Annotated in this window: 14 protein-coding genes and 2 tRNA genes; 3 read left to right on the forward strand and 13 right to left on the reverse strand. The window is 48.9% G+C overall.

All coding sequences use genetic code 11. From position 1 onward, the window contains the following. The first annotated feature begins 203 nt into the window (after positions 1–203). On the forward strand, positions 204–638 hold the full coding sequence (locus tag IE074_RS03975; RefSeq protein WP_189384156.1) for a hypothetical protein: 435 nt from the start codon (positions 204–206) through the stop codon (positions 636–638). A gap of 212 nt (positions 639–850) precedes the next feature. Here IE074_RS03975 and IE074_RS03980 read toward each other — a convergent pair whose 3' ends face one another. From IE074_RS03980 to IE074_RS04015, 8 genes are all read right to left on the reverse strand, one after another. Continuing rightward, positions 851–2158, reverse strand: coding sequence for an amidase (locus IE074_RS03980; RefSeq protein ID WP_189384157.1), 1308 nt, complete (start codon positions 2156–2158; stop codon positions 851–853). Beyond that, positions 2139–3314 carry an oxamate carbamoyltransferase subunit AllG family protein gene (locus IE074_RS03985; protein WP_189384158.1) on the reverse strand — a complete coding sequence of 392 codons (1176 nt, stop codon included), beginning with the start codon at positions 3312–3314 and terminating at the stop codon, positions 2139–2141. The genes IE074_RS03980 and IE074_RS03985 overlap by 20 nt, the downstream gene beginning before the upstream one ends. A gap of 12 nt (positions 3315–3326) precedes the next feature. Beyond that, positions 3327–3941: an NAD-dependent dehydratase gene (locus IE074_RS03990; protein ID WP_189384159.1), complete on the reverse strand. Its 615-nt coding sequence runs from the start codon at positions 3939–3941 to the stop codon at positions 3327–3329. 45 nt (positions 3942–3986) lie between these two features. Next, positions 3987–4859, reverse strand: a complete 873-nt coding sequence (locus tag IE074_RS03995) for an NAD-dependent epimerase/dehydratase family protein (RefSeq protein ID WP_189384160.1) — start codon at positions 4857–4859, stop codon at positions 3987–3989. A gap of 22 nt (positions 4860–4881) precedes the next feature. Next, positions 4882–5850 (reverse strand): PDR/VanB family oxidoreductase, encoded by a 969-nt coding sequence (locus IE074_RS04000; protein ID WP_229793873.1) that lies wholly within the window; start codon positions 5848–5850, stop codon positions 4882–4884. A 14-nt stretch (positions 5851–5864) separates the two neighbouring features. Continuing rightward, on the reverse strand, positions 5865–7088 hold the full coding sequence (locus tag IE074_RS04005) for an aromatic ring-hydroxylating oxygenase subunit alpha (RefSeq protein WP_189384161.1): 1224 nt from the start codon (positions 7086–7088) through the stop codon (positions 5865–5867). A 271-nt stretch (positions 7089–7359) separates the two neighbouring features. Beyond that, on the reverse strand, positions 7360–8238 hold the full coding sequence (locus IE074_RS04010) for a LysR substrate-binding domain-containing protein (RefSeq protein WP_189384162.1): 879 nt from the start codon (positions 8236–8238) through the stop codon (positions 7360–7362). A gap of 49 nt (positions 8239–8287) precedes the next feature. Beyond that, positions 8288–9502, reverse strand: coding sequence for an MFS transporter (locus IE074_RS04015; protein WP_189384163.1), 1215 nt, complete (start codon positions 9500–9502; stop codon positions 8288–8290). Between the two features lie 308 nt (positions 9503–9810). On the opposite strand from IE074_RS04015, the gene IE074_RS04020 reads away from it, so the two are divergent. Both IE074_RS04020 and IE074_RS04025 read left to right on the forward strand, forming a co-directional pair. Continuing rightward, a tRNA-Arg gene (locus IE074_RS04020) sits at positions 9811–9888 on the forward strand. Positions 9889–9905: 17 nt separating this feature from the next. Next, a tRNA-Arg gene (locus IE074_RS04025) sits at positions 9906–9983 on the forward strand. Positions 9984–10087: 104 nt separating this feature from the next. Here IE074_RS04025 and IE074_RS04030 read toward each other — a convergent pair. The 5 genes from IE074_RS04030 to cysS are packed head-to-tail and all read right to left on the reverse strand — an operon-like array spanning position 10088 to position 14972. Next, the gene (locus IE074_RS04030) at positions 10088–10783 is read right to left on the reverse strand and encodes a metallophosphoesterase (protein ID WP_189384164.1); all 696 of its coding nucleotides are present in this window, start codon (positions 10781–10783) and stop codon (positions 10088–10090) included. A gap of 46 nt (positions 10784–10829) precedes the next feature. Continuing rightward, positions 10830–11909: a tRNA lysidine(34) synthetase TilS gene (gene tilS / locus IE074_RS04035; RefSeq protein WP_229793874.1), complete on the reverse strand. Its 1080-nt coding sequence runs from the start codon at positions 11907–11909 to the stop codon at positions 10830–10832. Beyond that, the gene (locus IE074_RS04040) at positions 11872–12828 is read right to left on the reverse strand and encodes an acetyl-CoA carboxylase carboxyltransferase subunit alpha (RefSeq protein ID WP_189384165.1); all 957 of its coding nucleotides are present in this window, start codon (positions 12826–12828) and stop codon (positions 11872–11874) included. Before IE074_RS04040 ends, tilS begins: the two co-directional genes overlap by 38 nt. A 38-nt stretch (positions 12829–12866) precedes the next feature. After that, entirely contained in the window at positions 12867–13511 is a 645-nt protein-coding gene (locus tag IE074_RS04045) for a DNA-3-methyladenine glycosylase family protein (protein WP_189384166.1), read from the reverse strand. Positions 13512–13520: 9 nt separating this feature from the next. Beyond that, entirely contained in the window at positions 13521–14972 is a 1452-nt protein-coding gene (cysS, locus tag IE074_RS04050; RefSeq protein ID WP_189384167.1) for a cysteine--tRNA ligase, read from the reverse strand. Positions 14973–15112 lie beyond the last annotated feature (140 nt).

Below are 15112 nucleotides of genomic sequence, written 5' to 3' on the forward strand. Positions count from 1 at the left end.
AAAAACAGCCCGAAAATCAGACCATCATCTTTAATTGATTCATATTAAAAACAATAAAAACAAATCAAAATGCCGCCACCCCAACGGCACCTTTTCATGCTATTTTCGATAGAATAAGGTTCTATCTGATCATTGATTCAAAGTTGGCTTCCTTACCTGGCAAAAAAACAGGGCAAGGTTTTATTGCAAAAGAGACAAACATCATGACCACCATAAACCTGACTGATGTAACGGTAAGCAGCGATCACGCCTCACGTGCTGAAGGGTGGATGAACGTTCACTTCAGCAATGGCAAAACCATTACCGCTTTCTGCCCGCAGGGCAACGACAACTGGGCTAAAGGTACCAAACGCATCTGCAACACTAACCAGGAACAGGATCTGCAACACATTCCGGTTAAGCATTTATTACTGCAGGCCGCCAATGACGGTAAATACGTTATTTTAGAAGCCGAACTGCCCATGTCCGCCACACCCATGACGCACGCCAGGCCAGCCAATGAAAATGTTTACATGGCCCTGCCACACAAGCAGCAGAATGTTTTCAGTGCCGATTTCTTGTCAATCGTGTGCATTATTGTTGCCGCACTTTATGGCCTGAAATGGCTGTTTGAGAAATACGTCTTGCCACGCCTGTAAACAGCCTGGATGCATTCCCACGCGGAGCATGGGAACGAGGAATGCAGAGAGCATGGTAATGAGAAACGCAGAGAGCATGGGAATGAGGAAAAAAACATTCCTTCTGCCAGGCACTTATTTGCGCCTGGAATTTGGATCATTGCAGAACCAATAAAAAAACGTCCCATAAAAACAGGACGTTTAAACTTAAAACTGAAAGCGCTACAGCAATATTACACCGGGGCCGCTGCCTGTTCACTTAAAAACAATTGTTGCAAATGCCTTGCCTGCAACAGCAAACCATCATCCTGATGAGGTTTGCCAATCAGCTGCAAACCCATTGGCATTTTTTGATAGTAACCCAAAGGTAAAGATACCACCGGCAAACCGGCAAGCTGCCATGCGCGGCTCATGAATGGCGCACCCGTACCTTCGGTTTTATAAGGTGCAACGCCTGATGCCGACGGCGCCAGAATGAAATCCGCCCCACTGGTCTCAAACCATTGCATGAGTCCCTGTTTCAGGCTATCCGCTTTTTGCAGCGCTGCAATATAATCGTTATAGGGCAAATCCAGGCCACTTGCAACCAGTGTCTGCATATGCTCACCCAGCGTGTCAAACTGCTGCTCGTACACCAAATTACGGGCAACCTCATAGGCCATGATTTGCCCATGCAGTGCAGTCAATTCAACCACGGTATCCTGCAAAGGAAAACTCACGCTCTTTAACCCCTGCCCGACCAGCGCTTGCTGACAGCCTGCGAGCGTTTCCAGCATCGGGTCTTGCATGGGCCCCAGCACCTGACCTGAAAACACGCCAAAAACATAAGGCATGCCATTTGCCTGCGGCATTGGATCCAAAGACTTGTGCAGCAGTATATTACGCACCAGAATGGTATCAAGCACATCATTACTGATGATACCCAGTGAATCCAGGGATTGCGCCAGTGGCTGGATGTTACGCAGTGAAAATTCATTTTTGCTGCCAACATAACCCACACAACCACAATATGAAGCGGGCCTGATAACAGACGCTGCCGTTTGGGTTCCAAAGGCAATGGGTACCATATAATCGGCCACCGCCGCAGCTGAACCACTGGAAGAACCTCCCGGTGTTCGCTCAGGGTCATGCGGGTTATTGGTTTTACCTGCCTGAAAATAGGCAAACTCGGTAGTCACCGTTTTACCCATTAAAATACCACCTGCTGCCTTCATGGCCGTTACGCAAGAAGCATCCATATCGGGAATGCGATTCTGGTGAATGACCGAACCCATGGTGGTGGGTATGTCAGCGGTATCAATCACATCCTTGACCGCAAAGGGCAAGCCTTTCAAGGGTGACGCATCGTAGAACTCGCGACGGCTTTCATATTCAGCCAAATAGTCATCCTGATCAATCAGATATTGCCAGGCACCAATTTGCCCATCACGTTTGGCAATGCGTTCATAGAATGACGCCACCACTTCCGGCAAACTGGTTTCATCCGAATTCAGGGCACGCAGCAATTGATGCAGGGGTCGCTTAAACCATTGTTGTTTCATCTTGCCACTCCTCCAGGGATTGCAATAATGCGGCATTCACCGTGGCAACCCCGCCACCAATACGTCCATGCCGGCCACTGCCATCAATCATGCCCAGCAGCACCAGGGGCCCGGTATCGCTTTGAATGACGCTGTTGAAATCGGTAATACCGGCACGCCCACCTAAAAATGGCAAGCTGGTTTTCAGGAAACGGCTTTGACGGGTCAGATAGTCTTCCGGCAAAAATCCCTGCAGATTCCGGGCACTTAAACTGGCCAGATCCAGACATTGCCCACCCAGTCCCACAAAATCAATCACCGCACTGTCACCCAGGGCACCCAGTGCCTGTGCGTGCGCTTTGGCGGCCTCTTTATTCCCTTCAATCACCGGAGCATCAGTCACCAGCCAGGTCTGCGAACCGGCCAGCTGCAAACCAAACCGTAAACCATTTCCACCCACTTTCACAATGGGATCAAGGCCTTCAGGCTGTTCTTGTGTCGCCAGAATCAGGGCGCTGGCGGCCATCCAGTAATTCAGGGCCCATGCCATGGCACCATACAGGAAAGCCTTGCTTTGCTCGTCATCAATGCCCCACGATACAATGATATCGGCCAGCAAACGTGAGGCATGCATGGTACGCGCATGACCATCATCACCATTAAGCAAAGAGGCTTGCAAAACAGGCGCCAGGTCAACCTTGCCCCCAAAACCGGCCGCCAGCCTGGCGCCCAGATCCTGATGCAGCCAGCGCAGGTGTGGCACCATTTCTTCGCCATCAATACCCAAACGGGTACACCAAACCATGCCTTCATTCAGCACCGAGTATTTTTTATTTTCAGGCTGCCCGGCATTGCTGACTTCAATCATATACATGGACGGTGTCACGACACCGGCCAGTGGCACGACCACGTCATAATCCTGCGCCGGTGCCAGTTGTACGCCCCCCTCTTCCAGCAGTGCCTGCGCAGCGGCTTTATCGGGTGCCCAGCCTTCATACTGAATGCCGACCAGCACCGAGTTAAGAATGGCTTGTGGCAACTCGGATACGTTACGAAAAGGTGGCCCGGCATGCAAAACCAGACGCGTTTGCTGTGGCAACACCTGTTTTAGTTGCCTGACCCCTGTCCAGAACGGCCTGACCGTTTTTGAGGGGCTGTGATTGACATGCTGAACCATTTCTCTCCCCCTTCAGGCCACTCGGACCCAGGTTTCACTATTGGCCAGGCTGGCCGATTGCGCACGCGTACCGTTAAAGTCACGTTCAATCGTGTTGCCCGCTAACGGCACTCCATTGACCAGCACCCGGGCACGCTGCGCCGGATGGAACACACACATCATTTCATGCTTCTGGGTTTGGGTTTCACTTTGTGGCAAATCAACACAGATGGCCGGCTGCGTCATCTGGTGCCATTCCATCTCGACTTTCACCCCGGCACTGGCCGACTCCACCGATTCAATCACTATCTCGGGAAAACGGTTAACCGTATTGAAAACACCATCATCAATCACTTTCAGCTTATCCAAGGCCACTGCCTTGCGGAACAGGCCAAAATAACGCACAAAATCACTTACCAGATAGTCGGCCAGCGGTTTGTTATTGGTGATGAGCAAGCGGGTTTCTTCGCCACTGCCCTCTTCGTAAGGATTATCAAGCACCAGAATAGCCTGGCCACTGCCATGGGCTGAACTGGCAATACGAAAGTACAGTGACAGGGAAGACCACTCCTGGTCAGGATCGGTTTTCAGATAAATAAACGGGTTATCGCCAGTCCAGTCCAAAGTACCTGTTTTAATGCCGGTCATGATAAATCTCCTTCCTTGAATTTTTAATAAATTAAACTTGAACTGTTAAACCGTAGTTTCTGCCACCGCGTATGCTTCACGCAATTGATTGAAATCAGTGCTGGGTTGCCAGCCCAATATTTCCTTGGCCGCACTGCTGCTGAAAATCGATGCACGCGGATTGTTCTGATACCAACGCGGGTTTTTAATTTCAGGTACCGAACCAATAATGTTTTGATACCACTCGCTGGTTGGCAGCGGATGCGAAGTATCATCGGCACTAATGAAAAACACACCATAACGCAAGCCCTGCAGATTTACCGCTGCCTCAAAAGCGCGCGCCAGATCGGCTGCCCAAATATAGTAAAACAGCCAGTGACGGTCTTTGTCATCAACAAACTTGATGTACTCTTCAATGGTTTCTGGCAAGACCACCGCCAATGGACGCAAACAAATAATTTCCATATCAGTGGCATCACTAAAACTTTTTGCCATTTGCTCCATCATGATTTTGCTCACGCTGTAAGCCTGATAGGGCTTGTTTTCATGGGCTTCATCAACCGGCAGGTATTGCGGTTTCCAGTCAGCACGCATCTCTGACAGACCGCAGGCGGAAATACTGGAACACAGCACCACTTTTTTCACGCCATTGTCGCGACAGGCCTGCAACACATGCCAGGTACCACGTACATTCACATTAATGTATTGTTCTTCAGGCGCCTTCCAGTCAAAATCAATGGCGGCCAAGTGAATCACGGCATCGGCATCTTTGGTGGCCGCCCGTACCGCTTCAAGATCCATCACATCCGTTTCAATAAATTCCACTGCATGCTGGCTGGGTTTCAAGTCTGCCACCACCACCTGCATGGTTTTCATTAATTGCTGCACCACATACGAACCAACACGACCCGAGCCGCCTGTTACCACTACTTTCTTCATTCTTCCTGCTCCTTGTTTATTGTTATAAATCCAACACCAATTCAGCTGATCTGGCGCGTGACACGCAAATCATCATGGTTTCGTTCAACTCCCGTTCCTCTTCTGACAGCACAAAATCCCGGTGCTCGGGCTGACCTGAAATCACAACGGTTTCACAGGTACCACAAGTGCCGTTCTGGCATGAACATTTCACTTTGATGCCTTCACGCTTTAAGGCAGACAGAATGGTTTCATGACTGTCAACCGTGATGCGTTTACCCGACTTTTGCAAGGTTACGGTAAAACGGTTACCGGTTAAGGTGCTTGCATCGGCTTCAACGGCAAAACGCTCCAGCACCAGTTTCCAGCCAAGCTCTTTCTGTTCCTGCTGATATTGCTCCAGGGCACTCAACAAGCCCTGTGGCCCGCAGGAATACACAGTGGTTTGCCCGTCCTGTGCCATCAGGGTTTTCTGCAAATCAAACTGCCCCTCAACATCCGAGGCATGTACTTTAATACGCGAACGATCCAGTTGCTGCAGGTCTTCAAGGAAAATAAAATCAGACGTATTTCTTGCCAAATACAGCAACTGCCAGTCCAGACCGGCCGCTACTGCGGCCTTTACCATTGGCACGATGGGTGTAATACCAATCCCGCCGGCAATAAATAAACACTTTTTATTGGCAGCAAATGGAAAGTGATTTTTCGGGGCACTAACCGGTACTACATCACCCTCTTGCAACACCTCATGAATAAAAACCGAACCACCACGACTGGCCTCATCTTTCAGCACTGCGATTTGCCATGCATGGGTATTATCCTGCTGGCCACAGAGCGAATACTGACGATACAAAGGCTCTGTGTGCGGCGCGGCCAGTTCCAGTTCAATATGCGCCCCCGGCTCCCAGGCAGGCAATGCGGCGCCATTATCCAGGCCCAGCGTCAAACCCACCACCCGATCAGACAGCATGGTTTTTTTCAATACACGTGTTTGCAATATTTGCTGCATCATGCCACCTCTTGGTCTTAAGCAACCGCTTTGATCGGCAATACACGGCGCTCTTCTTCCACGCGTCGGTCTTCGGCACGGTACTGATCAATCAGCCAGTTTTGCAAGCGCTTGATCACCAGTTCCTCATTGGTCAAGCGGCCACGCGACGCAAAATTGGATTTCATGCCCATATGTGAACGGCGCCATGCAAACAGGTCCTCAATCATCACCGGGTACAGATCATCATGCTCTTTATCAAATTTCTCCCTGTGATCTTCACGCTCCAGCGTAGACTGCGGATACATCCATGACACGCCATAACTGGACTGGTTGGCGCTCTTTGGTAACCACAGGAAGTACTTCACTTTATCGGGCATGGCCACCAGCAACAGATTGGGCGCAACGGTAATGTAGGACAGCTGTGAGCGCTCTTCATCGGTCAGGGTTGACATGGGTGGTTGCAAAATGGAACCGGTGTTGGTGGGGGCAGCATCCTTGTGCGGAGAAATCAGGTTGTAAGATACGATGCCATTGGGCACATCATTAAAAGCGACGTTCTCATCCACTGTTTCCGGGCTGGTTTCATACATGGCCCCCCAAGAGGACGCATGCAGGAAGCTGCAGTGGTAGCACTCATCATTGAAGATTTTCCAGTTCCAGTCAAAATTTTCCATTTTCAAAGGTTCTGAGGATTTCAGATCAGCCATACGGTAATTTGCCAGCTGCTCACCCAGATGCCCCAGGCGACTATGCAAATCAGGCGCCAGGGCATCATAGTTGATGAAAATAAACCCTTCCCAGATCTCGGTGCGGATTTTGGGCAGACAGACGCTTTTCGGATCGAAATCGGCACCTGAATCGGTCAGCCCCGGAGCAGAAACCAGCTCACCTTCCATGTTATAGACCCAGGCATGCAAAGGACAGCTGATACGACGTACATTACCCGCCCCTTCCAGCAACAGCATATTGCGATGGCGGCACACATTTGACAGCACATTGATTTTGCCCTCACGGGTACGGATGGCAAACAGGGCATCATCGCCCACTTCAAAGGTAAAAAAATCACCTGCCTTGGGAATATCACTGGCCCGTCCCACACAGAACCATTGCTTTTTCCATACCGCATTTAATTCAAACTGAAAGAATTCCTCAGAGGTAAAGCAGGCGGGTGGCAAAGCATAAACCTCATCGGTCTCATGCTGGAAATAACTTTGGTCAAATTCTTCAATGGCAATAGGTGAGCGTACGGTTGTATTCATCTTTGTGTCTCCTTTAAATTCATGTAAACACCATTCAATGGTTTGTTATTCAATTGATAGCAATCATGCGACAGATATCCAATCTTGAAAATTGAGCAAATTTGATGAATAGATGAATTTTTTTAAAGATGAGTACTTTCCCTTAGATTAAATATGCAGCGTCTGGCACCTAAAGAACACGCTTCAATCAGGGAGAAGAACCGGCAGGAAAAACAAAAACGCCCGCAAACTTGCAGGCGTACGATCACGGAATAGTCAGGCTGTGTTATTTTTAAGTAATTGCAATCGAAGCAACCCAATCAATAAAATCCTGCTCCTGGCGACTTAAATTGGCCTTTGTGGGATACGCCAGAAAATAGGCATACTCATCCAGATACACGTCAAACAACTGGACAATTTCTTTCTTCTCAATTAAAGGACGCAACAACACCGGGCAACCCAACATCACTCCCTGACCATTTAACACCGCATTCATGCGAACATTCGTGTCATCGATATGAAACCCCTTGACGGCTGTCATTTCCTTTCCGGTTGCCTTAAAAAGCCATTGCTGCCAACCCAGATGGTTTTCCTCATGAATCAGGATGTGCCGGTTTAAATCAACAGCCGCCTTAATGTTGCCGTGTTCGAGTAAATAAGAGGGAGAGCACACCGGTGTAAGATTACCGGGAATGATCCGCAAAGTATTTAAATGGGGCCAATCTCCCTGCTTGCCCCAAACAATGGCAAAGTTAATGTTGTCACGAAAAAAATCCGGTGCCTGCAAGCTGTGTATCAGATTAATTTCAATATCAGGATATTTCGACCACAAATCACTTAATTGCCTGGTAAACCACATGCTTGACACGAATGGCCGCAAGGACAAATTGATACGGCTTTTACCATGCGGCATGCGCAATTCGCTTAAAGCCTGGTTGATTTCATAAAACGGTCTTTGCAGGCGGTTAAATAAAAAAAGACCTTTATCAGTCAGCTCCAAAGAACGGTTTTTACGCAAGAAAAGCTTACACCCCAAATACTCTTCAAGAATCTTGATTTGATGGCTGATCGCCGATGGCGAAACCAGCAAATCTTCTGCCGCTTTGGTAAAGTTAAGCCTTTGTGCTGATACGGTAAAAGTTTTTAAAGCGTTTAATAAGGGCACCTGCATGGCAAATAATGTCTCCTGATCCTGTATTACGACTTAAGAAAATTAATAGTTATTTTCGCAACAGGATATACCCGACAACGCCGCCTGTCATCACAAACGCACACATCAGGAAAACTGATGCAAAGACATCCATGCCATTAATGCCCAATATGGCATGCGCATTTCCTGACAGGGACTGCATGAACGACACACCTAAAAAGAAAGCACTGTTACCCAACGCCAAGGCCCTGCCCTGCATTTCCTTGGGGTAAATATCGCGGATATCCGCCACCTGCCAGACACTGCAACTGTTAACGATAGCAATCACAATGGTACAGGCCACGCTAACCCATAGCGAAGTGCTGAACGCCAGCACAATAAAACCTATCACCATGATCCATGGAACGAAACACAGGAATCGATATCGATTGCCGGTGCCGGGATCAAGGCGACCAAAAAGCGAAGGGCTGAACAAAGAAAGAATGGACAGCGCCAGCGCCAGGTTTCCGGCAAACACCAGGCTTTGCCCGAATCGCTCTACGAGCAAAGGTCCCAGCCACAAGCCACGCAGGGTAAGAAAAGCGGCATAACAGACAAACAACAACGAAAAAATACCCCAGGTGTGTCTCATTTTGAACAACACTTTATAGCCAGAGACGGCATGTATGGCATTAAACATTTTTTGTTTAAAACTCAAAGAAAAATCAACACTATCGTCAATATCCCTGACCGTAAAATAAATAAGCAGCCACGACAGGAAGCTGCCAGCCGCCAATACATAAAAACAGGCGCGCCAGCCAAACGCATCACTTATCATGGCCACCGGGGTAGATGTAAATATCAGTCCGATACTACCCAAGCCAAGCGCAACACCATACATGGGCGCAAATTTCTGGGCCGGAAAATTTCTGGAAATAAGCACAATACATACCAGGAATGCCGGTGCACACCCCAGACCCAGCAATATCTGACCCAGCAACAGCATGCCGGGTGAAGTGGCCATGCCTGACAACACAGCCCCAATAACGGTGAAGGGGGCGAAAGAAAGAATCGTTCTGCGAATACCAAAACAGTCAACCCAAATACCAATCAGCAATTGCAAGCTGCCAAAAGTAAGGTGAAATGAGCCGACAATACTGCTCAAGGTTTCATTATCAAGCTGAAACTCGTTTTTGAGGGGTACTGAAAGCACACCACCAATCGTCCGGTATGCCTGACTAAGAATGAAACCGGTTAACAGAAAAGCCAGCATCAATCTTAATTGTTTCAAGGGAAGGGTTTGCATTACTATTTAGTTGTTGGATTAAGTTTTGAGACTGCACAACGAGATTTTGTGCATTGCAATGGCTGTCATTGTATGTGTCACCGGTGGTATTTACAAGAATGACCGGCAAAACAGGACAATAACTCAATAAGCACCCAATTTCCCTGCCACCACTCATTAAGCAATATTTTTTTCAATTCGTTGTGAAAAAAAAACAAAAAAAACAACTATCACCCAAAAAAACATCATTTTTCCTATTATTTTTTATTTCACCAACAAATTACTTGCTTACCCCTTAAAAATTAGTCATAATAGCTTTCTTTAAAGATGCGCCCGTAGCTCAGTTGGATTAGAGTACTTGGCTACGAACCAAGGGGTCGTGGGTTCAAATCCTGCCGGGCGCGCCAACAATCTTTAAATAAATGCGCCCGTAGCTCAGTTGGATTAGAGTACTTGGCTACGAACCAAGGGGTCGTGGGTTCAAATCCTGCCGGGCGCGCCAGTTTTTCTAAAAAGCCACTTCATATGAAGTGGCTTTTTTACATTCCGTCCAAACAGCACAAACATCCTTAATTTCCAGGCAGTGACAAAAAAACCAATCTGTGTTTACACCGGTTTTAATGCCACCAAATCCAGCAAGGTCATGCCATGCTCCCCGTCCAGCAGAAAAGCACCGGTTTCAATATAATAGGTATTGCCCATGATCTGCATACCTTCAACCACGTTATGCCCAACCACCAAGGCATGTAACCCTTGTATGAGAGTTTCATCCCGGTCTTTAAAGCGTCTTCTGGACCAGCACAGTTTCTCTTCCAGATGCAAAGCGTCCTGCTTGCCTGCTTTCAGCAGAAAAATCATGTCATCCCAGGAGTCCAGCGGGCATTCAGCATGAACCAGGCCAATTTTTCCGGCCGGTGTTTGCACCTCCATGGCTAAAGGCAAGGCAGTAAAGGTCTGTCGAATCCTGGCTTGTTCTTTTGGAGATTTATCCATTAACCAGGCACCACCAATTCTTAGCATCAAATCCATATAATCCGGATCTGTGGCCGAACGTATGGCGATATCTTCATGGTTACCCTTGATGGCATGAAACCAGGGCTGCCCCAGAAAAGACATGACACGGGACGATTCCGGTCCCCGATTCACCAGGTCTCCTACCGAAAACAGGCGATCTTTTTGTGGATTGAAATTAACCGCGACCAGCTTTTTTTCCAGCAGGGAATACATACCGTGAATGTCACCCACCGCAAAATCGCGGCCAAGCGTATTAAGAGGAAAAGATTTGAACGAAGATAATTGCATGAAACCCGACGACCGTATTTATATTGACGAAAAGCCCAGGTTCATTTTAGTCCTTCAATATGCCAGGAACCATGACAACCCTGCCCTTGACCACACGTATTTCGGCATCACCATGTTTTAGTCGCAGGTTACGGTCAGACCCCATTTGATGAAGCTGTCGCAACTGCTTTATCCACTCGCTCAGCCTTGCTTCGGTTGGCATGGCAATATTTTGCAGATCAAGCCAATAACGCATCAGATTGGCTTGCCGATGCTCGGGTAGCTCGCGCCATTTTCTTAAAGAAAAACTGCGGTTATCACTGCCTGCATCCAGCACCGCGTAATCATGTTGCGCCAGATCCCTTAGCAACAAGGCATTTTCCGCCATTAAACGACTGTGACGGGCCAGGTTTTTACGCCAGCCCCGCCAGCGCTCATCCAAAGCGGGCACCAACATTTCACGTACGGCGGCACGTGTATATTTTGGATCAAGATTGGTGGGATCGTGCACAGCCTGCCAGCCGGTTTCCAGGGCAAACTGCTCGGCCGCACCCAGAATATTCTGGCGGCTTACCTCCAGCCAGGGGCGATAAAAATGCAGATTACCTCTTTGCGTATATGGCCCCATGGCTGCCATCCCCTGCACACCGGCACCCCGCAACAGACGCAGCAAAACCGTTTCAGTCTGGTCATAAAGATGATGGGCCAGCAAAAAATGCCGGATGCCAGTTCTGGCCGCGAAATCTTCATAGGCCTGATAGCGTGCGTTTCGTGCCGCAGCCTCTGTGCCCAGGCCCGATGCCGCATCCACCTTGACATATTCAATGCTGCAATCCACATCAAGCATTTTAGCCAACGCCTGCGTATGCAAAACCCATTGATCGGCAATAGCCTGCAAGCCATGGTGTACATGCACACCCTGAACTATTACCTGGTATTGCCGGGCAATATGGGCAGCATAAACCAGCAACATGGCCGAATCAGGCCCGCCACTAACGCCCACCGCCACCATCGGGATGTGCTGGCGTTTGGCCATCCGAAAAAATGTATGCAGGGGGGCTGATAAAAAAGCGTCTTTAAGAAAAGACGCTTTTTGTTGATCGGATTGCTTATTCCTGAACCCGGCCATATGACAGCAAACGCTCAAGACGTTTATTGATCAGTTCCTGTGGATCCATATTAACAACCTGACGCAATGCCTCGCTTAGGGCACGACGCAGGGTTCGTGACATGGCAGTGACATCACGATGCGCACCACCAACAGGTTCGGGCACAACACGATCGATCAGACCCAGCTCAAGCAAACGGTTGGCCGTGATTGACAGGGCCTCGGCGGCAACAGGAGCCTTTTCAGCACTGCGCCATAGAATGGAAGCGCAGCCTTCGGGTGAAATGACACTGTAAGTGGAATATTGAAGCATTTGCACCACGTCACCCACTGCAATGGCCAAAGCACCACCCGAACCGCCTTCACCAATAATGGTGGCAATAATAGGCACTTTGAGTTCTGCCATGGCATACAGATTATGACCAATGGCTTCAGACTGGCCACGCTCCTCGGCATCGATGCCCGGATAAGCACCCGGAGTGTCCACAAAAGTGAAGACGGGCAAATTGAATTTCTCGGCCAGGCGCATTAAACGCAATGCCTTGCGATAGCCTTCGGGACGTGGCATGCCAAAATTACGCCTGGCGCGCTCTTTGGTGTCGCGCCCTTTCTGGTGACCGATAACCATGCAGGCCTCGCCATTAAAACGCGCAAGCCCGCCCACAATGGCCTGGTCATCCTTGAACATCCGGTCACCGTGTAATTCATGAAAATCGGTAAATATTTCACGAATGTAGTCAAAAGTGTAAGGGCGTTGGGGATGACGTGCCACCAAGGCTGTTTGCCAAGGGGTAAGCTTGGCATAAATATTGGTGGTCAACGCTTCGCTTTTTTGCTGCAAACGCCCGATTTCTTCTGAGATATCTACGGCTGAATCAGAAGACACATGACGCAGCTGTTCAATTTTTTGCTCAAGCTCGGCAATGGGTTTTTCAAAGTCTAAAAATGTAAATTTCATGGTTTTTGATTTTAATATGAATCTGGCTGGAAGTGGGCTTATTCGGCAACGGATTCCTGGCTACGCCATAAATACCAGGTTGCCACTGTTCGCCAGGGTTGCCACGTTTGCGCCACCTCTCTGGCTTCATAGCGGGATACAGGCTCTCCACTAAAATAATGTATTGAGATTGCCTTTAACAGCCTTGGGTCATCTAAAGGTAAAACATCTGGTCTATGCAGGTTGAATATTAAAAACATTTCTGCCGTCCAGCGACCTATGCCACGAATGCTGCACAGCTCATCAACAATTTCTTCATCGCTCATTTTAGACCATTTTGCCGGATGCACCTTCTTTTCATTGAAATGCATGGCTAAATCCAGAATGTATTCCGATTTCCTTTTTGCCAGACCGGCAGCCCTAAGCTGCTCGACATCATATTCCAAAACCTTGGCCGGTGCAGGACGACTGCCACACAGGGCGGTAAATTTTTTCCAGGTCGCTTCAGCGGTATTGACAGACACCTGTTGCCCTACAATGGCACGCGCCAATGTAACGAAAGGCGTTTTGTTGCTGGCCAGCCAGACACCATCATGGTCGGGAATGATCTTACGCAAAATGCGGTCCCGTTTCATTAAATAGTTAACCGCCTCATCCCAGTAATCAGGCTTACAGGCCTGCTGGGGGAGTATTGCTTGTGTCATTTTTTACCCCTATATCCTGCGCCATTGCGTCAGTCCACCCGGTTTATCTTCCAGTTCAACACCAGCTTCTTTAAGCGTATTGCGAATCTGGTCAGCCAGGACAAAATCCTTGTCTTTTTTGGCCTGCAAACGCTGCTCAACCATGGCATTGACCTGGTCTTCATTAAGCACGGCCAACTCGGCAGCCTCACGGTTTTTACGGGTATAACGCGTAACCGAACGCAAATAGGTTTCAGGATCGTGTGATAACAAGCCCAGTACAGCGCCCAAAGCCTTGATCTGGCCCGCCAGTTCTTTTGACCGCAGGCGATTGGCTTCGGTAGCCATTTCAAACAGCACCGAAACTGCAACCGCCGTGTTGAAGTCATCGTCCATGGCGGCCCTGAAAGCGGCTGCGTAGCTGGAAGACCAGTCTATCTCAGCTTCCTGTACGCCCACATTGTTAAGTGTCTGGTAAATGCGATCAATGGCGGCCTGGGCATCGAACAGGTTGTCAGGCGTGAAGTTTTGTGGACTGCGGTAATGGTTGCGCACAATAAAAAAGCGTAGCATTTCGGCTTCACGCAAATTCCACTCGTAGTCAGCCGACTCACTGGCCGCTTCAGGGGCACCCACGGTTTGCCGAATGGTACGGAAGTTACCCAATGACTTCGACATTTTGTCGTTATCCACCATTAAAGGACCGCAATGCATCCAGAAATTGGCCAGACTGCCGCCATAGGCACCTTCGGTCTGAGCTATTTCATTTTCATGGTGAGGAAATTTCAGGTCGGGACCGCCCCCATGGATATCCAGGGGCAAGCCCAGCAATTCTTTACTCATGGCCGAGCATTCGATGTGCCAGCCCGGGCGCCCAAACCCGTAGGGGGACTCCCATTTGGAGTCATCAGGCTCCTCTTCCTTGGCCGATTTCCAAAGGACAAAATCAAGCGGATCTTGCTTGCTGGAAGAAACCGCCACCCGCTCACCTGCACGCATATCGTCCAATGAACGGCCAGACAGTTTGCCATAGCCGTCAAATTTACGGACTGCAAAATTCACATCACCATCATCAGACTGATAGGCCAGGCCCTTGTCTTGCAAACGCTGGATGATTTCAAGCATGCCCGGCACGTGCAAGGTGGCACGGGGTTCGTGATCGGGCGACTGAACACCCAACGCCCGCTCATCGGCATGCATGGCATCAGTATAAAAACCGGTCACCTCAGCCAGGGTTTTATTGGTGGCTACCGCTTTGCGAATGATTTTATCGTCGATATCGGTAATGTTACGCACATAGGTAACTTCGTATCCCTTTTCCCGCAACCAGCGCTGCACAACATCAAAGCTGACCAGCATCCGGGCATGGCCCAGATGGCAATAGTCATACACTGTCATCCCGCATACATACATGCGCACCTTATTGGGCTCAACCGTCTTGAACGGCTCTTTCGTACGGGATAAAGAGTTATAGATATGCATAGAAAAAAGAAACAGAAAATCATCCGGAAAAAATGACGGATGCAGTTAATCGAAGAATTTAATCAGGTTCAGTGAGAGTTTAATACGTTCTAATCTGAACTGAGGCTAAAATACGCAATATCAGAAGTATAGCAATTCCA

This window comes from Advenella faeciporci (assembly GCF_014652395.1).
In the GTDB taxonomy this organism is placed as follows: Bacteria; Pseudomonadota; Gammaproteobacteria; order Burkholderiales; family Burkholderiaceae_B; genus Advenella; species Advenella faeciporci.